The 22,050-nt window shown below is 69.7% G+C and carries 14 protein-coding genes; 9 read left to right on the top strand and 5 right to left on the bottom strand.

Translation table 11 applies throughout. The features are described 5' to 3' along the window. Nucleotides 1-102 precede the first annotated feature (102 nt). Nucleotides 103-1,287, top strand: coding sequence for a hypothetical protein (locus OV090_RS47775; RefSeq protein WP_267711790.1), 1,185 nt, complete (start codon nucleotides 103-105; stop codon nucleotides 1,285-1,287). A gap of 749 nt (nucleotides 1,288-2,036) precedes the next feature. Here the strand turns inward: OV090_RS47775 and OV090_RS47770 are convergent. Further along, entirely contained in the window at nucleotides 2,037-3,275 is a 1,239-nt protein-coding gene (locus OV090_RS47770; protein ID WP_267711789.1) for a serine hydrolase domain-containing protein, read from the bottom strand. A 770-nt stretch (nucleotides 3,276-4,045) separates the two neighbouring features. Here OV090_RS47770 and OV090_RS47765 point away from each other — a divergent pair. The 3 genes from OV090_RS47765 (at nucleotide 4,046) to OV090_RS47755 (ending at nucleotide 8,985) form a co-directional block, all read left to right on the top strand. Next, nucleotides 4,046-4,930 (top strand): hypothetical protein, encoded by an 885-nt coding sequence (locus tag OV090_RS47765; protein WP_267711788.1) that lies wholly within the window; start codon nucleotides 4,046-4,048, stop codon nucleotides 4,928-4,930. Between the two features lie 235 nt (nucleotides 4,931-5,165). Beyond that, nucleotides 5,166-6,896, top strand: coding sequence for a cell wall anchor protein (locus OV090_RS47760; RefSeq protein WP_267711786.1), 1,731 nt, complete (start codon nucleotides 5,166-5,168; stop codon nucleotides 6,894-6,896). Nucleotides 6,897-7,368: 472 nt separating this feature from the next. Then, nucleotides 7,369-8,985: an FG-GAP-like repeat-containing protein gene (locus tag OV090_RS47755; protein ID WP_267711779.1), complete on the top strand. Its 1,617-nt coding sequence runs from the start codon at nucleotides 7,369-7,371 to the stop codon at nucleotides 8,983-8,985. A 36-nt stretch (nucleotides 8,986-9,021) separates the two neighbouring features. Here the strand turns inward: OV090_RS47755 and OV090_RS47750 are convergent, their stop codons facing one another. Together OV090_RS47750 and OV090_RS47745 are read right to left on the bottom strand one after the other, a co-directional pair. Next, nucleotides 9,022-10,851 (bottom strand): hypothetical protein, encoded by a 1,830-nt coding sequence (locus OV090_RS47750; RefSeq protein WP_267711777.1) that lies wholly within the window; start codon nucleotides 10,849-10,851, stop codon nucleotides 9,022-9,024. A gap of 136 nt (nucleotides 10,852-10,987) precedes the next feature. Next, entirely contained in the window at nucleotides 10,988-12,187 is a 1,200-nt protein-coding gene (locus tag OV090_RS47745) for an MFS transporter (RefSeq protein WP_267711776.1), read from the bottom strand. Between the two features lie 96 nt (nucleotides 12,188-12,283). Between OV090_RS47745 and OV090_RS47740 the strand changes: the two genes are divergently transcribed. Beyond that, on the top strand, nucleotides 12,284-13,198 hold the full coding sequence (locus OV090_RS47740) for a LysR family transcriptional regulator (RefSeq protein ID WP_267711775.1): 915 nt from the start codon (nucleotides 12,284-12,286) through the stop codon (nucleotides 13,196-13,198). 86 nt (nucleotides 13,199-13,284) lie between these two features. On the opposite strand, the gene OV090_RS47735 is transcribed toward OV090_RS47740, so the two are convergent. Together OV090_RS47735 and OV090_RS47730 are read right to left on the bottom strand one after the other, a co-directional pair. Further along, complete coding sequence (locus tag OV090_RS47735; protein WP_267711773.1) at nucleotides 13,285-14,124, bottom strand: universal stress protein; 840 nt, start codon at nucleotides 14,122-14,124, stop codon at nucleotides 13,285-13,287. Between the two features lie 139 nt (nucleotides 14,125-14,263). Next, complete coding sequence (locus OV090_RS47730; RefSeq protein ID WP_267711771.1) at nucleotides 14,264-15,670, bottom strand: sigma-54 dependent transcriptional regulator; 1,407 nt, start codon at nucleotides 15,668-15,670, stop codon at nucleotides 14,264-14,266. 629 nt (nucleotides 15,671-16,299) lie between these two features. On the opposite strand from OV090_RS47730, the gene OV090_RS47725 reads away from it, so the two are divergent. From OV090_RS47725 to OV090_RS47710, 4 genes are all read left to right on the top strand, one after another. After that, complete coding sequence (locus tag OV090_RS47725; protein WP_267711770.1) at nucleotides 16,300-16,710, top strand: response regulator; 411 nt, start codon at nucleotides 16,300-16,302, stop codon at nucleotides 16,708-16,710. Nucleotides 16,711-16,756: 46 nt separating this feature from the next. Continuing rightward, on the top strand, nucleotides 16,757-18,463 hold the full coding sequence (locus OV090_RS47720; RefSeq protein WP_267711769.1) for a protoglobin domain-containing protein: 1,707 nt from the start codon (nucleotides 16,757-16,759) through the stop codon (nucleotides 18,461-18,463). Continuing rightward, nucleotides 18,463-19,824: a sigma-54 dependent transcriptional regulator gene (locus OV090_RS47715; RefSeq protein ID WP_267711767.1), complete on the top strand. Its 1,362-nt coding sequence runs from the start codon at nucleotides 18,463-18,465 to the stop codon at nucleotides 19,822-19,824. The genes OV090_RS47720 and OV090_RS47715 overlap by 1 nt, the downstream gene beginning before the upstream one ends. A gap of 115 nt (nucleotides 19,825-19,939) precedes the next feature. Beyond that, nucleotides 19,940-21,961 carry an SIR2 family protein gene (locus OV090_RS47710; RefSeq protein ID WP_267711766.1) on the top strand — a complete coding sequence of 674 codons (2,022 nt, stop codon included), beginning with the start codon at nucleotides 19,940-19,942 and terminating at the stop codon, nucleotides 21,959-21,961. The last annotated feature ends 89 nt before the right edge of the window (nucleotides 21,962-22,050 follow it).

Genomic DNA, 22,050 nt, shown 5'->3' with positions numbered 1-22,050 from the left:
GACAGCGCAGGTAGTTGAAAGTAGGGGCGAGATCAAAGACACTTTTTGCCATGGCGTCCCGCTGGGCTGTTGCGCAAAACCGTGACCTCGCCGAGGTGGACCATGGACGGTGACGACCTGAAGGCTGCCCATGCTCGCTTCGCAGCGGAGAAGGAGCGGCACTCGACCGAGTTCCACGGGTACCACGCCGCAGTCACGAGGGCCCAGAACGCCGCGTGGGACACGTGGAACTCTGCTGAGTTCCAGCGATTCCTGTGGGACGACGAGGCGGGCGTAGGGCTCGGGGTCGGCCGGAAGGTCACGGTGCCCGGAGTTCTCAGAGACCCAGAGATAATCGGGACGCTTTGGACCCTCCGGAAGACAACCCAACCTGCCGACCTCATGGAGCGGGCGCGCCGCCTCGATGAGGTTTTCAGCGCGACCATGGAGCGCATCTACCCGCGACACGCCTCGCGACGGCCACAGGCCCGACTCATCCGAATCTTCGCGCTGCTGCTCCCGACCGAGGTCGTCGGGCTAGTTTGGGATCACCGGGTCTATGAACTCCGTAGACGGTTCGGGCTGCGCATTCATGGAAGGGGCGTGATCGGGCAAAACGTCCTGATTCAGGAGACGTTGCGGCGCGAACTCGGGACGACAACAGATTTGGACGAGATCTTGTGGCGCAACCTCTTCGCCCGCTGGCTCACCTGCAGACAAGGTCTCGCCACTGCCGACGACACTAGCGCGGCTGAGGACGCACTGCGGTTGAAGCCCGCCGCCGCGCAGAATAGAGGGATCACGGGTATCACCGGGACGGTCGACATGCTGGTCAGCATCGTTCGCCACGCCGCGTCAAGGCCTACCCTCCCGGAGTTGATTAGCGCGGTACAAAGGGAGAGCCGAGGGTGGACGGTAGACACGGTCCGTTCGCGTATCGCGGCCGTGAAGAGCCTGAACTTGCTCGAATATCGTGAGGCTGCCCTCTGTCCCACGAGGCTCGGCGACGACCTCCTCGATGGCGCGCCCCCCTCCGATGTCTTGGCCCCTGTCCTTCTGGCGAACAATATCGGCGTCGCTCCGTTGTTGATTCTATTGAGAGACGCCGAGTCGCTCAGCCTGACAGAGGCGATCCGGAGGTTGCGGTCTCTAGATCCGCGTTGGAGGACCGACACAGCGCCTCGAAGGCTCATCTTTTGGACGAGGGCCCTGGGGCTCCTTGAGCATGACGAGCGCGGCTCACTCCGGCTCACAGACGCCGGCGCGGCGTGGGAGGAGCATCTCCCCAACACACCGGTCGACGGTTGAGCAGTTACGGAAAACGGTCCATAGCGATCGGTCAGCCGGACCGCGTTACATCGGCGAGGGACCGAGCAGGTCTCGGTAGTGCTCACCCCGATGTTCGGCGACGACCGTCGAACTCGGCCTGCATGGTCTGGAAGATGCCTTAATCGAGCGGCTGCGCGCCGAGGCGCGCTACCAGGCGCTGTTCGCCGACGCCTTCCCCGAGGACGCCGACCCGCTCACCTTGACCAACGTGGCCCGGGCGATCGCCTGCTTCGAGCGCCGCCTGCTGTCCGGCATCTCGCGCTATGACGGCTACACTCACGGCGAGCCCGACGTGATCTCGAAGTCGGCCAAACTCGGCGCCCGGCTGTTCGCGTCGGACAAGCTCGAGTGCTTCCGGCGGTGTGGCCCTTCCGTCCGCCTTGTACCTGGAGCGTCTCCATTATCTCTCCACGACACAGGTCGACGCCCGCGATCCTTGGGGACTCGCGGGCGTTCAAAGAGGGAGCGAATTCGTAAGTGTCTACGCGGATTTCGGCGAACTTGCGAGCGCGATCAATGGGTTGAGAAATCCGCGTAGTTACTGCTTCGAGCAGTGAGATAAAGGCAAATTCGAGCATCCGAGCGCTCACGAGTGCTCGGATGCGCGTCTCCTCGACGTCTCCAGCGCGTGGGTCGCGCCGGATGTGCCGCAACGACGGTCATCGTTGCGGCACATCGGCCGCAGAACATTGCGCCGAGGTGACCATTCGCCGCGGGCGCGGGTGCCGTCATTCGCCCGCGCGGGGCTCTGTTCTCAGTGCGTCGAGCACGATGCGCTCGATCGCCGCCTCGTTGCGCTCCGCCGACTGGCTGTTCTGCAGGATGACGACGCCGATCCGCTGGTCCGGGTAATATGCGGTCCACGACGAGAACCCGTCGATATCACCGGAGTGCCAGACCCGGTCCTGTCCGTCCGGCGAGCCGACCAGCACGCCCATCGCGTAGTCGGAGCCCCACGCCGCCTGCATCGGCGCCGGCATCGCCGCTCTCGTGGTGCGCCCGTCGGCCAGCCGCCCGGGAGCGGTCATCCGCGCGAGGCTGGCGGGCGACAGGATCCGCCCGCCGAACAGCGCCGCGTGCCAGCGCAGCAGATCGCCTGCGGTCGAGCGCAGCCCTCCCGCCGGTCCGGGCACCGTCGGGCTGATCCAGTCGGCGTTGTGGTAGCGCCCGGGCTCGGTCTTGCTGGCGCGGTAGCCTCGCGCTCGTCGCGGGACGACGTCGGCCGGATCGTCGAACGCCGTGTGCTCCAGACCCGCGGGTGCGAACAGACGCCGCGCCAGGAACGACGGATAGGACTCACCGCTCGCGCGCGCGACGACGAGTCCGAGCAGCGCGTAGTTGGAATTGCTGTATCCCCACGACGAGCCCGGCTCGAACACGAACGGCGGCTGCAATCCGGCGATCCAGCTCGCCATCTCCGCGGGCGTCCGGCGTACCGACTTGAGGTGCTCGCCTGCGGGATCTTCAGCGTAATCGGCGATCCCCGTGGTTTGCACGAGCGCTTGCGCGACCGTGACGCGGTGCGCCTGCGGCACCTCCGGCACGAAGCGCGACAGCGGGTCGTCGAGCCCGACCTTGCCCTCCTCGGCGAGCAGCAGGATCGCCGCCGCCGTGAATTGCTTGGTGATCGACGCGATCGGGAACACGGTGTCGACCGCGACCGCGACCTCGTCCTCGAGGTTCGCAAGACCGTAGCCCCTGGCGAACACGACCTGGTCGCCGCGTCCGACCGCCACCACCATCCCGGGGCTGCCCGTTGCCATCGCCTGGGCGACGGCCTCGTCGAGCGCCGCCGCGAGCGCGGCCGTTTCGCCCTCCGTCGCCTCCGCCTTCGCGGCGTCCGCCTGTCGCTCGCCGCAGCCCGCTGCGCCGACACAGGCGAACAGCACCGCCGCTCGTATTTTCGCATGCGTCCGCCGAGCTGCCTGCGAAAGCCTGCCTCGAGCCGATGTGCGCGTGTCGTCCATGGGCTGCCGGTTCCGGCCGGCACGCATCCTAACCCGGCCGGCGAGGTCGCGAGCCCTGGGGAATTGCGGGATCTCGAGGGAAGAGCGAATTCGTGAGCACCGACGCGCCGAGCTTCCAGACCGGCGCAGCGGCCCTGAGGCGCTTCCCGGGCCGAGAATTCGAAAATTCGTCTCGACCGTCCAATTGAAAGCGGCCGGCCTCCGATATGGAGGGCACGGACCGCCGGGGAGCCGGGCCCCGAGCGCCGACTGCGCGGAGTTCGTCGGTCATTCCCGTGATCCTCCCGAGGAAGGTGGTCGAGCTGTGGCGAACGAGAGGCGTGAAAAGGGGCGGCCACCGGGCGTTCGCGTCGACGTGGGATACGTTCGTGGGCGGCGAGACACGCTGGGCCTGACGCAGAGCGAGCTAGCCTCTCGCTCGGGCGTCACCCCGAGGACGATCACCAAGGCGGAATCGGGGCGCCCGATATCCCGACAAAGTGCTCAGGCCATCGCCATTGCACTCGACGCCCCACTCGCGGATGTCGTCCTGCGAACCGTCAACAGCGCCTGATCGGCAGGCTGCGCGTGCGGCTGCCAGAGAATCGAGATTCAGCCGACTGGCGGAGCCGGCGGCACGGCCGTACCGCGAATACGCCGCGATCGCTTCGGAAGCGGCCGGCATTCGTTTCTTTCCATTTTCTTTCTGCTGCCCTTGACAATGGCCCATGGTATCTCTGAAATGAGGAGTTCGAACCATGAAAACACACACTATCTATAGTCCGATCGCCATGGCAGTGCTCGTCGCGTGCGTCGCGGCCTGCGGGGCGTCCACGTTCGACCAGCCGAGCGAAGGCGTCGCGCCGCTCGAGGAGCTGCGCGACGGGCAGACTCACGAGATTCTTCCTCAGGAGGGATTCGTGGTCGCGCCGATCGAGGAAGGAGCGGAGATGGCGGCGACGTCACGCTCGAATGTCATCGCGTCCCTGGCGCTGCCCGACGGCGGCGAGGTCCATTTCCTCGACCTGGGCCCGCCCGAAGAGCCCGGCATTGCGACGCTCTACACCAGCCACTCCGACGCCGTCGGTTCGTTGATGCGTGACTTCGAGGCCACGCCTCTCGAGCTGTTCCTCGCGCTGGCGTCCCCGGAGGAGGCTCCGCCGGAGGTCCTGTTCCAGCATCACGCGCGCCTCGCCTCGCAGGGCAGCGCGGAGCCGACGGCTCGCAGCCTCCCGGTGGACGACCTGAAGGTGCCGACCGAGGGGACAAAGGTCCTCACGACGGACTGGACGATGGCGCCCTGCGTCTTCCCCACGCCGGCCACGTACTTCTCGGCCCTGAAGGATATCTGGGACGGCGAGTACGGCTTCGAGGTGGGCCCGCAGGACGAGGAATTTTATGCCTCCGTGACCTCCACCGTCTACGTGCAGTTGGGGTCGTCCACGTCCGGCTGGCTCGGCGGCTGCCGCAAGAGCCAGGGCCCGGACGGCGATTCGCAGATGAATCTGCGCTTCGACCAGTACTCGGGCGGTAGTTGGTCCAGCGTCTTCGATCCCGGGATCGCGGACGGGAGTTGGGGCTGGACGTTCGGGTACCACGATTCGGTCGCTCGGCAGTTCCGGATGGCGATCACGGCGATCGGTGACGATACGGCGTACGTCGCCGGCCGCTTCTGACAGTGAGCCGGGACTGCTCGTTCGGCGAGCTTGCCGTCGTGCATAGCGGAGTGTCCGCGAATGGTCCGCGCTCCCCGAGCGTGAGCTACCGCGGGCGAAGCCGCGTATTTGGCATCGCATCCTTACATTCCTCGCCCGCGCTTGGGGGTCTTCGCGGCGACCCCGGCGCGGGACCTGTCGCCGACGCGACCCATGCATAAATCCGCGAAGGCGTGCGAGCATCTCGGCGACCGAGATGCGAACGACCACGAACGTCATTGTGCAGAACACCACGAAGATCCTGTGCTCCGCTGCCATTTTCGCGTGGGCGGGGTGCGAGCCGCTGGACGGCGAGGAGAGCGGCGAATCGACCGCGGAGACGCTGGCGGGGTCCGAGGGCCCCAGCGACAGCGAGACCGGGGTGGAGGCGGGTCTCGTGGAAGACATCGAGGAGCTCCCGATCGTGGAGCCCGGAGAGGACGAGGTGCTGCCGGCGACGCCGAGCTACCGCAGCAGCGCGGTCGCCAGCGGCGCCGGCCTCACCGCGCTGACGATCGGCAAGCCGGCGGGCGTCGTCCAGGGCGACGTGCTGCTGGCGCGCGTCACCAACCGCAACAACGCCACCGCGGTCGTCACCCCGCCGGCCGGCTGGACCCTGCTGCGCTCCGATCAGAGCGCCTCGCAGATCAAGGCGTGGGTGTTTTACAAGGTCGCCGGGGCGGCGGAGCCGGCGAACTATGCGTTCTCGATCGATCTCGCCAGCAACATCGCCGGCAGCGTCGTCGCGTTCGCGAATGTCGACACCGCGAACCCGATCGACGCGCACAGCGGACAGAAGAACGGCCTGGTCGCGACCTTCGACACCCCGCCGATCACGACCACCGCGGCCGGCGGCGTCGCGGTGTGGTTCGGCTCGCAGGTGTGGGCCGGCACGACCTGCCCGACGAGTCCGATTGTGCCGCCGAGCGGCTTCACCGAGGTGCTCGACACCTGCCTGCCCTCGGCCGGCACTGCGCTCCTCTACGACGCGGCCTACAAGGTGCTCGGCGCCGCCGGGCCCCAGCCCGCGTTCAACGGCAGCTCGCCGTACGCGAACACCAACATCGCCCAGGTCGTCGCGCTGCGGCCGGCGGGCGCGCCCACCTGCACCGTCGGTGACAGCTTCGCGGGTAGCTATACGACCGTCGGGACGGTCGCGTCGCCGGCGATCGTCGAGCCGTCGGGGCTGGCGGCGAGCCGGGTCTCGCCGGGGGTGATCTATGTGCATAACGAGGACACCACCGCGGTGGTGGCGATCAGCGCCAGCAACGCGTCGACGCTCGGCACCTTCGCCGTCGCGGGCGTGACCCCTGCCGACTGGGAGGACGTCGCGACCGGCCCGTGCCCGACCGGCAAGTGCATCTTCATGGGCGACATCGGCCGCTCCAGCGCGAACTTCCCGACCCCGCCGTCGACCTTCGCGGTCTACAGGATCCCCGAACCCGACGTCGCCGGCGGTCAGACCAGCGGCAACCTCACCGCGGAGAAGTTCCCGTTCCAGTACCCCGATTCGCCCAAGGACGCCGAATCGATCATGGTGCATCCGACGACCGGTGACATCTATGTGATCACCAAGTCGAGCACCGGGCTGAGCAAGGCCTACAAGATGCCCAATCCGCTGCCGGCGCCGAACACGATGTCGACGCTGATCTTCGTCGCCAACCTGCAGCTGCCGACCAACGGCGACCCCAACTTCTCCTACGCGACCGCGGCGGCGATTCACCCGTGCGCGAATCGTTTCCTGCTCCGCACCTACCGGACGGTCTACGAGTTCCGCGCCGCGCCGAACGCCGCCTTCGAGACCGCGTTCGCGGCGACGCCGGTGGCGCTGACCGACACCGTCGAGGGCCAGGGCGAGGCGATCGAGTACCAGGCCGACGGCGCCGGCTACTTCACGATGAGCGAGAGCCCCTCGCCGTTCCGGCTCAAGCGCGTCGCTCGCCTGTGACGCGCCGCAGGCCAGCGTCGGGTGCCCGGAGGTGAATCCGGGCGCCCCATTCGCTCCGCGCTCGCATGTGCGGCGAGGGCCTCGTCGCGGTCATCGGTCGATGGCGCGATCGCGCCATGCTCGGTGGCATCAACGCCGAGATTCGCGCGTTCGGCGATCGCGCGCCCCGTTCGCCTGGGCGACCTCCCGAGCTCGCCGTCAGGCCTGCGTCGAGGCGGCTCCGGGCGCGCGCCCGAGGCGACCGAGCGCGGCGAATGTGGCGAGTTCGATTCGTCGGTCCAGGGCCGGTGAAGCCGCGCACGAGCGGGAACTCGCGTGGGAATCACACATGCGGCGCCTCGGCCCGGACTCGCGCTGTCGTGAATGGTGGGCGATGGCCGGGCGTCGGTTTGGGCGAATGCAGCAAGGATCTCGTTCTTCCCTCTCCTCGGTCAGGCGCCTCGGTTCGCCCTCGCTGTGCCTGTTTCTGCTGGTGGCTTGCGGCGACAGCGGGGGCGCGGGCACGGGCACGACGGACGGCGACACCGGCCAGATGCCGCCGGCGAGCACGAGCGACGGCGACACCGGCGAGCCGACGATCGGGGGCGAGCCGAGCGGGACTTCCGAGGTCCCGACGACCTCGTCCTCGTCGCCCGCGACGTCCTCGGCCTCGCCGACGTGTGGCGATGGTCAGCTCGATCCGGGCGAGGAGTGCGACGACGGCGAGGCCAACGGCGACGGCGCGGCTTGCACGAGCGATTGCAAGCAGGCGGGGTGCAGCCCCGGGGGCGTGGCACCGTTCGCCCTGCTGTCGCGCGTGCCCGCCGGGCAGGACGGCACGCTCGCGCAGGGCGAGCCCGTGGTGCTCGACCTCGGCTGCTCGGTCGACCGCGAGACGGTCGACGACACCACGATCGCCGTCCACGGCAGCCAGAGCGGACGGCGCGGCTTTGTCGTCGAGTGGACCGACGACGGCAAGGCCGAGCTCGTGTTCGCCGCGCCGCTGCACCCGGCCGAGCGCGTCGACGTGACGCTGACCTCGGGCATCCGCGACGCGCAGGGCGAGCCGCTGGTGCCGCACGTGTTTCAATTCACGGTGTCCGGCGCGGCCGGGACGGGGGTGTTCACGGGCACCAACGCGTGGGTGGGCGACCGATTCCCGGCGCTCGGCGACGTCGACGGCGACGGCGACCTCGACGTCGCGCGTTCGAACGGCGACGTGTTCCTCAACGAGGGCGACGGCACCTTCACCACGGTCGAATACGAGTACTCCTGCTATTCCCTCACCGGGCACCTCACGCTGGCCGACGTCGACGCCGACCGCGACCTCGACATCCTGTGCTTCGGGAACTCGGGCGTCGGCTCGATCTGGCTCAACGACGGGGCCGGGGCCTTCGCCCAGGGGCCCGGGCAGGACGTGCTGAACGGCAAGAAGAAGTACCTGGTCGGCGACGTCGACGGCGACGGCGACCTCGACATCTACGCGGTGACCGGGGGGACCGACGTGGCCGACGAGATCTTGCTGAACGACGGCAGCGGGACGTTCGCGGCGGGCGCGACGGGGGTCGGTTCGAACTCGACCGCCGGCGTGGTGCTGACCGACGTCGACGGCGACGGCGATCTCGACGTCGCGTACGGCAACGGGCAATTCGACGAGGCCGCCTCGGTCTCGCTCAATGACGGCACCGGCCAATTCGCGGCCACCGGCGTGGGGCTCGGCAACGGCCCGCACGGGAGCAACGGCGTCGACGCCGGCGACGTCGACGGCGACGGCGCGACCGACCTGCTTGTCATGCCGTACTTCGACGGGGCGGCGCGGGTCTGGCGGAACGCCGGCGGGCCGATGTTCAGCGAGGGCCAGGACCTCGGCACCTCGGACGTCGAGGACGTCCTGATGCGCGACGTCGACGGCGACGGCGACCTCGACGTGGTCTCGGCCAACGACGACTTCTTCGTCAAGACCAACCTCGTGTGGCTCAACGCGGGCGACGGCTCGTTCACCGCCGGGCCCTCGTTCGGCGGCGGCGGCGAGGGCCTCGCGCTGGGCGACGTCGACGGCGACGGCGTGGTCGATGCCGTCGTCAAGGGGACGGTCTACCTCGGGGGCTGAGCCTCGGCGGTCGGCCGCGCCACGCGGGGCGAACTGCTAGCTCCCCGTCGGCACCATGCGGCCGATCGCCACGCTCCAGTCGGTCGTGTCGACCTGGTAGAAGGTCGAGAACACGATCGACTTGCCGTCGGCGGTGAACGTCGGATCGCGGTCGTCGAGGCTGTTGCGGGTGAGCACGCGCATCGGTCCGCCGGTGAGCGGCACGACCGCGATCTCCGGCGGGATCTTGTCTTCGAGGCGGATCCGGAACGCCACCAGGTCGCCGCGCGGCGCGACCGCGGGGCTGCCCATGTCGAGGCGGTCGTTGTCCTGGACCAGCGGCGTGAACGTCCACTCGCGCGTGTCGACGTCGACGACGAGTGGTTCGCCGTCGGCGGGCGGGCGCTTCTTGCCCAGGCTTGCGAACAGCTCGGGGACGCTGCGTGGCAGGTCGACGCGGTACAGCTGCGAGCGGCTCTGCACGATCAGGCGCGGGCCTTTCGGGCCGGGCGGCGCAGGCACTGCAGTGTGGATCGTCGGATTGCCGGCGAAGTTGGCGGCGTCGATGCGCAGGGCGCGGTCGGGGTGCTCGGTGCTGAAGAACAGCAGGCCGTCGTGGCGCTCCGGCGCGTCCGGATCGTCGGGGTCGGGTGGATCGCTGACTGCGATGAGCGTGGTGTCGTCGAGCCACGCGGGGTAGTGGAGGCCGAGGGACGTCGAGCGCACGAGGTCGAGCGCGACCTCGTCGCCTGGTTTGATCAGGGCGATCGCGGAGTCGTCGTCGCCGAGGCGCAGGCGCGCGACGGTGCCGGCGCTCGAGGGGACGCCGGGGTCTTGCTTGCGCTCGAGCGGCACGCGGATGTCGCCGCGGTGGACGAAGTTGCAGCCGCCCTCGCCGAGCGTGTAGACGCGCGAGACGCCCTCGTGATGGATGACGAGCGCGTCGCCGCGGGTCGAGGGGACCAGCAGCGGGCGCGCGCCGGTCTGCTCGATCGACCCGCCGAGCAGGCTGGTGCAGGGCGTGCGGCCGGCGATCGGGTCGGCGCCGGCTGGCACATAGGACAGGTCGTGGCGGGTGGTGAAGGAGGCCTGGGTGTCGTCGCCGTTGGTGGTGACGAGGCGCATGGCGTTGGTGACGAGCAGGAGGCCGCCGTCGGCCAGGGCGATCGTCTGCATGGCCTCGCGCACGCCGCCGAGCAGGACGGGCGCCGGGGTGGCGGTCTCGGTGGTGGTCAGCCGGGCCTGGCTGGTCTCGAGCACCTTGGCGACCCGCGCCTCGGCCTCGCGGACCGAGCGCACGGTGCGGATGCCGGCCTCCAGCTTGCCGCGCAGCAGCATGACCTCGGGCGAGCCGGGATCGTCGCGCAGGGCGCTGGCCAGCGGCTCCTGGGCGAACAGGGCCGCCAGCAAATCGACGGAGGGGCCCGCCATCACGTCGGACGGCTTCGGGTTGAGGGTCATGACGTGGGGGAACGCGAGGTCGCCGGCGCTGACGACCGCGAAGCGGTGGTGCGGCTCGAAGGTCGGGAGCCCGCCGGCGATGTCGAGGCCGCTCCAATCGTGCTGCGCCGGGTCCTCGAAGGCGACGAAGGCGTGACCTGACCAATCGGCCAGGCGCAGCGCGGCGGCGACCCCGGCCTCGCTCGCGCCGGGCACCTTGTCGCGCAGCTCGGAGGTCATGCGCTCGAGGCCGCCCTCGACCGGTTCGAAGCCCCACTGGCCGAGGATGACGAGGTAGCTCAGGTTGCGAGCCGGGACGACGAACACCCGCTCGGCGGCCTCCGGCTTGCCGAACGGGCCCGGGCGCAGGTACAGGGCGATCGCCGCGACTGCCCCGCAGAGGAGCAGCGCGAGCGCGACGTACTTGCCGCGGCTGCTCCTCTGCATCGCCGCGAAGTCAGTGGCAGAACGCTCCGCGGAGTCGGACATGCTCCTTCGTACCACGACGCGCAGGGACGAGGGCGGTCGGCGCTGGCGTCGGGTCTACGATTCGCGGAGGTGGGATGTGGGTGCATTCGGAGGCCTAGAGCACCAGCCGCAGCGCCAGGGCCGAGGCCGCGGCCAGGGCGGCGAGGCCGAACACGCCGGTGACGCCGTGGTGTTCGAGCAGCAGGCCGCCGAGCGCGGAGCCGGTGGCCATGCCGATGAACACGACGGTGAAGAAGCTGGCGTTGAGGCGGCTGCGGGCGGCGGGGTCGAGGCCGTAGACGATGGTCTGGTGGGCGATGAGGGAGGCTTGCACGCCGAGGTCGAAGCCGACGGCCGCCAGGGCGACCAGCCACAATCCGGCGGTGCGATCGAGCAGCGGCAAGGCCAGCAGGGCGAGGAACGAAGCCAGCACGAGCGCGGCGCCGAGCCGCGTCACGCCGTGCGGACCGCGGCGGTCCGACAGGCGCCCGGCCAGGGGCGCGGCCAGGGCCCCGGCGGCACCGGCGAGGCCGAACGCGCCGGCCGCGGTGCTGCCGAGGTGGAACGGCGCCGCGTGCAGCCACACCGCCAGAGTCGACCAGAACGCGCTGAAGGCCACCGACAGCAGACCCTGGGCCAGAGCGGCACGGCGCAGCGCAGGGTGCCGCCGCCACAGCGTCCGCAGCGACCGCAGCAGGGCGAAGTAGGGCAGGTCCGTGGTCGGGGCGAAGCGAGGCAAGCGCCAGCGCAGCGCCACGGCGATCAGCGAGACCGCGCCCGCGGCCAGCGCGAACATCATCCGCCAGCCGAGCTGCTCGGCCACCGCGCCGCTGACCACCCGCGACAGCAGGATGCCGAGCAGCAGCCCGGTCATCACCGAGCCGACGGCGCGACCGCGACGCGCGTCCGGGGCGAGGGTCGCGACGGCGGGCACGATGTCCTGCGCGGCGGTGGCGACCACGCCGACGGCGAGGCTGGCGAGCAGCAGCAGCGGCAGGCTGGGCGCGAGGCTGCTGGCCACGAGCGCCGCGGCGAGCAGCAGCACCTTGACGACGATGACCCGCCGGCGATCGTAGCGATCGCCGAGCGGCGTCAGCAGCAAGATGCCGAGCGCGTAGCCGAGCTGCGTCAGCGTCGGCACCAGGCCGACCGAGGACGGCGTGACCCGCAAGGACTCGGCCAGCAGCGCCAGCAGCGGCTGCGCGTAGTAGATCGAGGCCGCGGCCAGGCCGGTGCTCGTCGCGAGCAAGCCGAGCAGCGGGCCGGGCAGGTCGGCGGGGCGGGTCGCGGTGGAGCTGGGCGAGAGGTCTTGCATGCGCGGTCCTGCGGGGAGAGCGATGGACGACACTGTGCAGGACGGGCCCGGCGCCGTGTAGGCGCGCGCGCGGCACAACTGCTATACGTCCGCCGCATGAGCCCGGAGTCGACCTCGACCGACCGGATCGCGCTGATGCAGACGTTCGTCCGCATCGTCGAGGCCGGCACGCTGTCGGCCGCCGCGGCCCAGCTGCAGACGACGCAGCCGACGATCAGCCGCCGCCTGCAGGCGCTGGAGCGCTTCTTCGGGGTGCGCCTGCTGCAGCGCTCGACGCATACGATGAAGCTCACCGAGGACGGCGAGCGCTGCTACGAGCAGGCCAAGGCGCTGCTGACGAGCTGGGCCGCGTTCGAGTCGCACCTGCGCGGCGCGAAGGACGAGGCCGAGGGCCTGCTGCGCGTGGTGGTGCCGCACGCGTTCGGTCAGCTGCAGCTGGTCGAGCCGCTGCTCCGGTTCCTGCAGCAGCACCCGAAGGTGGACGTCGAGTGGCTGCTGCGCGACGACCTCCGCGACCTGATCGGCGGCGGGATCGACTGCGCGATCCAGGCCGGCGAGGTGCGCGACCCGTCGCTGGTGGCGCTGCGCCTGATGGAGATCCCCCGCATCGTGGTGGCCGCGCCGGGGCTGGTCGGCGCGAACCCGCCGGGCGACGACCCCGCGGCGCTGGCCGAGCTGCCGTGGCTGGCGTTCAGCACGTTCTACCGCCGCGAGGTGGTGCTGACGCACCGCACCACCGGGGCGACGTCCCGCCTGCCGATCCGCCCGCGAATGGCCACCGACAGCCTGTTCCCGCTGCGCCAGGCGGCGCTGGCCGGCACCGGCGCGGCGATCGTGTCGACCTGGCTGGTCGAGGACGACCTCGCCGCGGGTCGACTGGTCCATCTGGTGCCGTCGTGGCGCGCGGCGCCGCTGCCGGTGTGGCTGGTGTACCCGTACGCGCAGTTCTACCCGGCGCGGCTGCGGCGGTTCGTGGAGGCGGTGAAGGCGTGGGCGGAGCAGCCGCGCTGAATGTTTCTTGTCATGGGTGTTCTTTTGGACATGTCCTCAGAGACATCCATGATCGGCGTTGAATGCGTGCCGCGCGATCACCACGCTCAGCGCGACGGCACCACCGCGACCGGGCACGCGGCGCAGCTCGCCAGCGCCGAGGCAGTGCTGCTGAGGAACGCGCGGGCCACCGTCCCCAGGCGGCGCGAACCGACGACGACGAGGGCAGCCTCGCGGGCCCGGGCGAGGTCGGCGATCTGCTGCGCCGGCTCGCCGTAGACGACGTGAGGCGTCCCGGTCAGCCCGCGCTCGACCGCCCACTCGCGCACCGAGTCGAGGGTGTCGGCGCGGAAGATCTCCCGGGCCGCCAGCCAGCGCGGCTCGAGCGTGTCGATGAAGTCATTGTAGAGCGCCGCGCCGACGTGGACGAGCTCGAGCGGGCGGCGGTGTCTCGCGGCGAATTGCTGCGCGAACTCGACGGCGCCCGCGCTGGTCTCCTCGAGGTCGGTGGCGATCAGCACGGGACCCGGGGCGACTGCGGTCAGGTCGGGCGGCACCACGATCACCGGCGCCGGCAGCCCTCGCAGGACCCGCCGCGCGGTCGGGCCGAGGCGCAGCAGGGCGTTGCCCTCGCTCGGGGCGGCGCGGCCGATGATGAGCGCGGCCGCGCCCTCGGCCGCGCGCGCGAGGCCGACCTCGGCGCGGTCGGCCTCCACCAGCTGAATGTCGCCCGGCGAGCCGAGGCCGATCTCCGCGGTCGCTCGCGCCAGCACCGTCTGGAGGCGCTCGTAGTTGTCGCTGCGGAGGTAGCCGCGGATCCACGTCTCGAGCACGTGGACGCTCGTCACCGGTTCACCCGCCTCGCGCAGCCAGCGGGCGAACACCAGCGCCCCGCGAGAGCGCGCGCCGAGATCGAGGCCGAGGACCCATTGCCGTGCTGTCGACATACGAATCATTGCTCCTGTCGTCGTCCACGGTTTTGCAATCGGCGCACCTCGATGGCGGCGAGAGAATCATTGGTGATTCGGTGGTCCGGCGAATCGCCGCGTGCAAACCGTGCACCGCCGACGCAAGCCTCGCGGCGAATCACGCGTCGACGCGCCTGCGCCGGCTGTCGTCGGCCGCGGGCGATGCTGTCGGGCGGGCGGGGGCGCAGCTCGGCTTGGCGCGGCCGTACTCGTTGAGCCGATACTGGATCTTGCGGGCAGAGATGCCGAGGATTCGCGCGGCCTTGCTGGTGCTGCCGCCGGTGTGCTCGAGGGTCTGCAAGATCGCGTAGCGCTCGATGTCCCACAGGCTGGCGCCCGGGATCACCGGCGCGTTGCGCTGGTCGAGCACCGCGGCGGTGTACTCGCGCGGCAGGTCGCGCGGCTCGATCTCCCGGCCGCGCGCCAGGATGACCGCTCGCTCGATGCACTGGTCGAGCTGGCGGACGTTGCCGGGCCAGTCGAGGCCGAACAGGATCTGCAGCACCCGCTCGGCGCAGCCGGCGACCGACTTGCCGAGCTTGCGCGCGTGGCATTGCACGAAGTGGTTGGCCAGCAGCGCGATGTCGTCCCGGCGCTCGCGCAGGCTCGGGACGCGCAGGCTCACGACCTGCAGGCGGTCGGCCAGATCGGCGCGGAAGCGGCCGCGCGCGACGGCCTCGGCGAGGTCGCTGCTGGTCGTGGCGATGACGCGGACGTCGATCTCGAGGCGCGCGCCGCCCAGCCGGGTGACGCAGCGATCTTGCAACAGGCCGAGCACGCGGGCCTGCAGGGCGGCCGGCAGGGCGTCGACGTCGGCGAGCAGGAGGGTGCCGCGGTGAGCCGCCAGGACGCGACCCTCGGCGCCGAACAGCTCGTCGGTCAGGGTCGCCTCGTCGGCGGTGCTGCAGCCCACGCGCACGAGCCGGCCGGAGCGTCCGCTGAGCTGGTGGATCAGGCGGGCGATGTGCTGCTTGCCCGCGCCGCGCTCGCCGGCGATGAGCAGCGAGACCGGGGCCTCGGCGACCTGGCCGGCGAGCGCCACGAGATCGCGGTGGGCCCGGCTCTGGCCGACGAGGTCGGCGGTGGCCTCGGCGCCGGCGGACCCGGGGGTGGCGCGCGCCTCCTGAAACCCGCTGGCGACGGCGCGGCCGGCGACGATGCGCTGGAGGGTGAGCAGCACCTGGTCGAAGTCGAGCGGCTTGGCGAGGTAGTCGTCGGCGCCGAGCTGCATCGCCTCGACCGCGCCCTCGACCGAGCCGAAGCCGGACATGACGACGACCGCGACCTCGGGCAGCCGCTCGCGCAGGCGCGTCAGCAGCTCGATGCCGCCGAGCGCGGGCATCTTGACGTCGGTGAGGACGATGTCGGGCCGCCACTCGTCGGTCCGCCCGAGCGCCTTGTAGCCGTCGGCGGCGCACTGGACCTCGTACCCCTCCTCTCGCAACAGCAGCGACAGGGCCGAGCGGGCGCTGGGCTCGTCGTCGACGATGAGGATCCGTGGGGCGGCGGGGCTCGGGTTCGGCATGATATGTCCTCAGGGCCAGGTGCCTGGCGGTCCGGCAGCAGGGCGCGGCCGGTGACGGCGGGGCAGTCGGCGCAGGAGGTTCAGCAACCGCCGTGCCAGATCGGAGGCCGGTGAGCACGCAAGGTTCGCGGAGTCCGAGGTGCAGCGGCTGCGTCGAGGTGCACGGTTTGCGCCGGGCCCGAAAACCTACGTGTTGCCCGCGGGATCGCATCGACGCTCGCGCCAGTCCTCGCGGGAGCGAGGAGAGAGGTGACGCGAATGACGAGAGCGACGCTGGTTCGCGCGAGCAAGCCGCGTGCCGCGGCGCGCGGCATGAGGCCGCGAGCTAGCGATCCCGGCGAGCATGCACTCCGTGCATTCCTGTGCAGGATCTGCGCGTACGACGACGGCGCCGGGTGGATATCCTCGGCGAGCTCGAGGGGCGCGAGAGGTGACCTTACGAGAGCTCTTCGCCGGCTCTCATTTTTTTAAAAGGGGCGGCGGGGCACGTGCAGGTCTTGCACGGGCGCGCAAGGCACTCGCGCGAGGCGGCGGAGAGGGGCCGGCGCGGGGCCGCAAAGACGCCCGACGGACGATGGCATGACGCTTGCTCGATGCTCCTGGACCGCGACGCCATTCCCCTCACGACCATGATTCGATGTGCCATCCAACAGCCCGCGCAGGCCGGCGTCGTCAGCGAGCGACCGGTCTCGGTCCTCGTCGTCGACGGCGAGCCGAAGACGGCGACCGTGCTGGTCAAGCTGCTGCGGGTCGACGGTTTCCTCGTCGAGGTCGCCGCCGACGCGGCGGCCGCCGAAGCCCGGGTCGAGCGCGGCCCGCGGCCCGACGTGCTGGTGATGGACGTCTCGCCGGCCCGCGTCGGCGAGGTCGAGACGCTGCGGCGGATCCATGCGCACCACCCGACCCTGCGCCTCGTGCTCGTCACGGCTCACCCGCAGGTCGCGGAGCGCCTCGCGCTCGGCGCCGCACCGGGCTGTCGGATCGTCACCAAGCCGATCGATTACACCGGGCTCTTGCGTCTGCTGGAGGTCGCTGCGTGAGGCCGAATTGCCGGGGACAGGGGCGCTTGTTGCCGCGCAGGTCGAGATGGTAATTTTCACGCGAACCCAGCGAGAGCGACGGTCTTCCCTGCCGAACCCCGGTCTTCCTCCCGCCGCAGAGACCCGATTCGAGGAGCTGAAGCGCTACGTCGCGTTCGCGGCCGAGGACGCGGCGCTGCTGCGCTCGTTCCGCGACGTCGCGGCGCCTCACTTCGCGCGCATCGCCCAGGAGTTTTACGACCGGATCCGCCTGCACGACGAGGCGCACGCGGTGTTCACCGGGGAGGCCCAGATCGCGCGGCTGCAGCGGTCGCTGGTGCTGTGGATGGAGCGGCTGTTCGGCGGCCGCTACGACGAGGCTTATTTCGAGGACACGGCGCAGATCGGCCGGGTCCACGTCAAGGTCGGCCTGCCGCAGCGCTACATGTTCACGGCGATGGCGCTGATCCGCTCGTCGCTGCTGAAGCTCGCCGAGGCCGCCGGCCCCTCGGGCCTCGCGGTCATGGACGCCATCTCGCGCCTGTTGGACCTCGAGTTGGCGATCATGCTCGAGAGTTATCGCGACAACTTCGTCGCCCGCATCCAGCAGGTCGAACGCCTCGAGCGCCAGGCGCTCGGCGCCTCGCTGGCGCGCACCGAGCACCGCTACGTCAACGCGGTCGAGCTCGCCCACGTGATCATCGTCGGCCTCGACGCGCAGGGATCGATCCTGCTGTTCAATCAAGAGGCCGAGCGGATCACCGGGTTCGCGCGCGACGAGGTGATCGGCCGCTCGTTGCTCGATTGCCTGGCGATCGAGGAGACCGGCGAGGGTGCCGAGCTGCGGGAGATCTTGCGCGGCGTCGCGGCCGCGCAAGGGGCAGCGAGCGAGCGCGAGGTGGTGAGCCGGGCGATCGAGACCGCGGTCAGCACGCGCAGCGGCCAGCGCCGCAGCGTGCTGTGGCAGCTCACGCACGCGCCCTCGAGCGGCGACGACGTGTGCGTGTTCGCCATTGGCCGCGACACCACCGACGAGAAGGCGCTGCTCGCCCGCACCAAGCAGCAAGAGAAGCTCGCGGCGATCGGCACGCTCGCGGCCGGCCTGGCGCACGAGATCCGCAACCCGCTCAACGGCGCGCAGCTGCACGTCACGTACCTCGACCGCTCGCTCAAGAAGTCCGGCGCGCACCCCGAGCTGATCGAGACGGTCGGGGTGGTGGCCGACGAGATCCGCCGCCTCGGCAGCCTCGTCACCGAGTTTTTGGCGTTCGCGCGGCCGAAGCCGCTGCTGGTCAAGCGCGTGTCGGTGCAGACGCTGCTCGAGCGGGCGGCCCAGCTCGTGGCCGCGCAGGCGCACCAGCACGGGGTCGAGGTGGTGCTCGACGTGCCGCCGCAGGCGATCGAGCTCGAGGCCGACGGGGCCAAGCTCGAGCAGGTGCTGCTCAACCTGACGCAGAACGCGATCGAGGCGGTGGCCGGCGAGGCCGGGGCCGGCCACGTGGTGCTGCGGGCGCGGCGGCAGCCGCAGACGGTCTCGTTCGAGATCGAAGACGACGGCCCCGGGATCCCCGAAGACGCGCCGATCTTCGACGCCTTCTTCTCGACCAAGCCGCAGGGCACCGGCCTCGGCCTGTCGATCTCGTACCGCATCATCACCGACCACGGCGGCACCCTCGACGTCGACAGCAAGCGCGGACGCACGGTCTTCCGCATCGTGCTGCCGCTCGACGGCCCGCCCGACAGCGCGCTCCGCTCGCGCGTGGAGGCCTCGTAATGGCGCAGGAACCGAACAAGCCGCGAATCATCGTCGTCGACGACGAGCCGAGCGCGCGCCAGGGCCTGGAGAAGCTGCTGCGCCACGAGGGCTTCGACGTGCGCATCGACGCCGACGGCGCCGCCGCGCTGCGCACCGCCGCCGAGTTCGCCCCCGACGTGGTCGTGACCGACCTGCGCATGCCGAAGATGGACGGCATGGAGCTGCTGAAGCGCCTACGCGAGCAGGACCGCGACATCCCGGTGATCGTCGTCACCGCGTTCGGCGAGGTCGCGTCGGCGGTCGCGGCGATGCAGGCCGGCGCCGACGACTACCAGACCAAGCCGGTCGAGATCGACGCGCTGGTGCTGGCGATCCGCCGAGCCATGGAGCGGCGAGCGCTGCGCAACGAGGCCGAGAACCTGCGCCGGCAGCTGCGCGAGCGCGACGGCAGCGGGCTGCAGGGGCTCCTCGGCACGAGCCCGGCGATGCAGCAGGTCTATCGCACTGCCAAGCAGGTGGCCGGGGCGCGCGCGACGGTGCTGCTCACCGGCGAGAGCGGGACCGGCAAGGGCGAGCTGGCGCGCGCGATCCATGCCCTCGGCCCGCGCGCCAAGCAGCCGTTCATCACCCTGCACTGCGTTGCGCTGGCCGAATCACTGCTCGAGAGCGAGCTGTTCGGCCACGAGAAGGGCTCGTTCACCGGCGCCGATCGCCAGCGGATCGGGCGCTTCGAACAGGCCGACAAGGGCACGCTGTTCCTCGACGAGATCGGCGAGATCTCGCCGACCCTGCAGGTCAAGCTGCTCCGCGTGCTGCAGGAGCGGACGTTCGAACGCGTCGGCGGCGGGGAGTCGATCAAGGTGGACGTCCGGGTCGTCGCCGCGACCAACCGCGACCTGGCGAAGGAGGTCCGCGAGGGCCGCTTCCGCGAGGATCTGTTTTATCGCCTCAACGTGGTCCACATCGAGCTGCCGCCGCTGCGCCTGCGCGGCCGCGATTCGCTGCTGCTGGCCGAGCATTTCCTGCAGCGCTTCGTGGCCGAGAACCACGCGTCGATCCGCGGCTTCAGCGAGCGGGCGCAGGCGAAGATCACCCGCCACACGTGGCCCGGCAACGTCCGCGAGCTCGAGAACGCGATCGAGCGCGCGGTGGTGCTGTGCGACGCGGACGTGATCGACGCCGATCACCTGCCGTTCGAGCAGGCTCCCGATGTCCAGGGGGGTGTGCGGATCCCCGGCGCGACGCTGGCGGAGATCGAGCGCCACGCGATCCTCTCGACGCTCGACGCAGTCGGCGGCTCGACCGCCCGCGCCGCGGAGATCCTCGATATCAGCGTGCGCACGATCCAGTACCGCCTGCACACCTACGGGCGGCGCTGAGACGACGCGGCGACGCTCTGTTCCTACGGCGGCTGGGTTCGCCAAGAAAGCACGAGATGAGCGGCGCCGTCTCGTCGTGCCGTTGCGATCCATGCCGCGCGGACCTCCATCATGGATGGGCCTGTTGCGCCCGGAGGCGGCCTCTGCGATCCTTTTCCTGATGTCACGGCTCGCAGCTCAGGCCACTCGTTGGAAGCTCCAGGGATTCCTCGAGCATTTCCGGTTTGTCCACCGGAACATGCCCGATCACCCTTATGCGTGGGTCCTCGGCGCCGGGGCCTCCAAGGCCTCCGGCATCCCGCTCGCCGGGGATCTCGTGCACCGTTGGCTCGGAGAACTTCAGCGCCGGTTGTCGAATGTGAATCAACCGCTGCCGGAGTGGGCTACCGCCAAGAACCTCGGCATAGATGCGTTCAATTATGCTGATGCTGCCGCATCGTACTCCCGAGTCTACGAGCGGCGCTTCGGTGACAATCCGGAAGAAGGCTTCGCGTACCTCGAGGGCTTGATGGGGCAGCGTGAGCCGAGCCCGGGATACTCGATCCTCGCGCAGATCCTCGAGAAGACCGCGCACAAGGTGGTCATATCGACCAATTTCGACAATCTCGTCGCGGACGCACTCTCGATCTACACATCGACCTTTCCCCTCGTGATCGGCCACGAGTCGCTCGCCAACTTCGTCAAGGTCGTGAGCCGCCGCCCGGTGATCTGCAAGATCCACCGCGACCTCCTGTTGGGCCCCAAGAGCGACCCGCGCAGCCTGCGGCGCCTGCACGAGTCGTGGGCCGCTGCCCTGCGGGCCCTGTTCTCGCAATACACGCCCCTGTTTGTGGGCTACGGTGGCAACGACGACAGCCTGATGGATCTGCTGGAGTCCCTCGACCCAGGCGAGATCAAAGGTCAAATGATCTGGTGCTACTACGAGCGCTCGGAGCCGTCGAGCCGGATCCAGGAGCTAGTCGCTCAGCACCGTGGGGCGTTGGTGCCGGTTCCCGACTTCGATCTTCTCATGGTGCTGCTCGGAGCGGGCCTCGATATCGAACCGATCGACGACGCGATCGAAAAGCGGGCTGCCGACCGCGCGAAGAACTACCGCAAACAATTGATCAAGCTCGACACGACGGCTCACCCTGAAGTCCGTCGCGTCCTTCGAGGTGCCTTCGAACGCGCCGGCGGTCCGCTAGCGTGGATGGAGAAGGCCAGCACCGAGCCGTCCACCGACCTCCGGGAGAGCATTTTTCGGCAAGCCCTGGAGCAGTACCCAGACAGCGATGAGCTGAAGGACGAGTTCGGTATCTTCCTTTACGATCACGGGAGGGATCTCTCGCGAGCTCGGGCTCTGCTGACCTCGACCGGGCATTACGAAGCTGTGGCCGACCTCGAGCTTCTGGCTGGAGATCTCAGGGCGGCTCAGGACGCGCTCGCTCGTTGCAAGGACCGTGAAGGTTTTTATTCTGTTGTCGCAGGACGAATTCTCGAGCGCCAAGGAAACTTCAAAGCCGCTGAAGAGCGATTTAGCTCTGGAGAATCTTTCTGGGTCGATCTGGCCTGGTTCTATCTGAGGAGGGCTCGCATAGAGGACGGCATCGCCGCGACGGAGAAGGCGTGTGCGTCGGATACGGTCAATCCGGCATTTATCAGCGAATTGGCGAGATTCTTGTGGCTCGGACGAGAGGATGTCGGACGGGTAGGCGCGCTGTACGACAAGATGTGTGAGAGCGAGTCTGCGGACAGCGACGATCTGTTGAAAGCCGCGGCGTTTTGGATGGCCCAAGGGGACCAGGAGCGTGTCAATCGTGTGTTCGATGCGCTCGCCATCCGGCCGATGAACGACTGGAAGGATGAGGCGAAATACATCTTCTTGCAGCTCGTCAATGACGTGGTCGCAGGCAGAGATGGCGCCGCATACTTCGAGCGGTTGCGCAGGCAGTTTACATACGCGCACTCGGAGGATTATTCCCGGGGTCTAGATCTCCACAAGATGCTTGAGGCCGCCAAGGGTCGTATCCCTTCCGCGTACAGAAAGACACTGTCCGCGATCGTACACGCGATGTGCGACCCTTCCAAAGTCGCGAGTCTCAATGTCTACCCTCACTGGAAGTCGGGCGCTCCGGCGGCCGTCAAGGGCGATCCCTGACGATGGAGTAGCGCTTCCTGGCGGAGAACCACGCCTCGCGGCGCGGACTCCGCGAGTACTCGCAGGCACCCTTGGCACCTCCGGGCCCG

It is taken from the genome of Nannocystis sp. RBIL2, from assembly GCF_026626745.1.
GTDB lineage: Bacteria > Myxococcota_A > Polyangia > Nannocystales > Nannocystaceae > Nannocystis.
This window is presented reverse-complemented; position numbering and strand designations above follow the sequence as displayed.

Coding starts and splice junctions, on each gene's coding strand:
- OV090_RS47720 (WP_267711769.1), top strand. CDS start 16,757: ATGGTAATTTTCACGCGAACCCAGCGAGAGCGACGGTCTTCCCTGCCG.
- OV090_RS47710 (WP_267711766.1), top strand. CDS start 19,940: ATGGGCCTGTTGCGCCCGGAGGCGGCCTCTGCGATCCTTTTCCTGATG.
- OV090_RS47775 (WP_267711790.1), top strand. CDS start 103: ATGGACGGTGACGACCTGAAGGCTGCCCATGCTCGCTTCGCAGCGGAG.
- OV090_RS47765 (WP_267711788.1), top strand. CDS start 4,046: ATGGCAGTGCTCGTCGCGTGCGTCGCGGCCTGCGGGGCGTCCACGTTC.
- OV090_RS47715 (WP_267711767.1), top strand. CDS start 18,463: ATGGCGCAGGAACCGAACAAGCCGCGAATCATCGTCGTCGACGACGAG.
- OV090_RS47730 (WP_267711771.1), bottom strand. CDS start 15,670: ATGCCGAACCCGAGCCCCGCCGCCCCACGGATCCTCATCGTCGACGAC.
- OV090_RS47725 (WP_267711770.1), top strand. CDS start 16,300: ATGATTCGATGTGCCATCCAACAGCCCGCGCAGGCCGGCGTCGTCAGC.
- OV090_RS47750 (WP_267711777.1), bottom strand. CDS start 10,851: ATGCAGAGGAGCAGCCGCGGCAAGTACGTCGCGCTCGCGCTGCTCCTC.
- OV090_RS47735 (WP_267711773.1), bottom strand. CDS start 14,124: ATGTCGACAGCACGGCAATGGGTCCTCGGCCTCGATCTCGGCGCGCGC.
- OV090_RS47740 (WP_267711775.1), top strand. CDS start 12,284: ATGAGCCCGGAGTCGACCTCGACCGACCGGATCGCGCTGATGCAGACG.
- OV090_RS47760 (WP_267711786.1), top strand. CDS start 5,166: ATGCGAACGACCACGAACGTCATTGTGCAGAACACCACGAAGATCCTG.
- OV090_RS47770 (WP_267711789.1), bottom strand. CDS start 3,275: ATGGACGACACGCGCACATCGGCTCGAGGCAGGCTTTCGCAGGCAGCT.
- OV090_RS47745 (WP_267711776.1), bottom strand. CDS start 12,187: ATGCAAGACCTCTCGCCCAGCTCCACCGCGACCCGCCCCGCCGACCTG.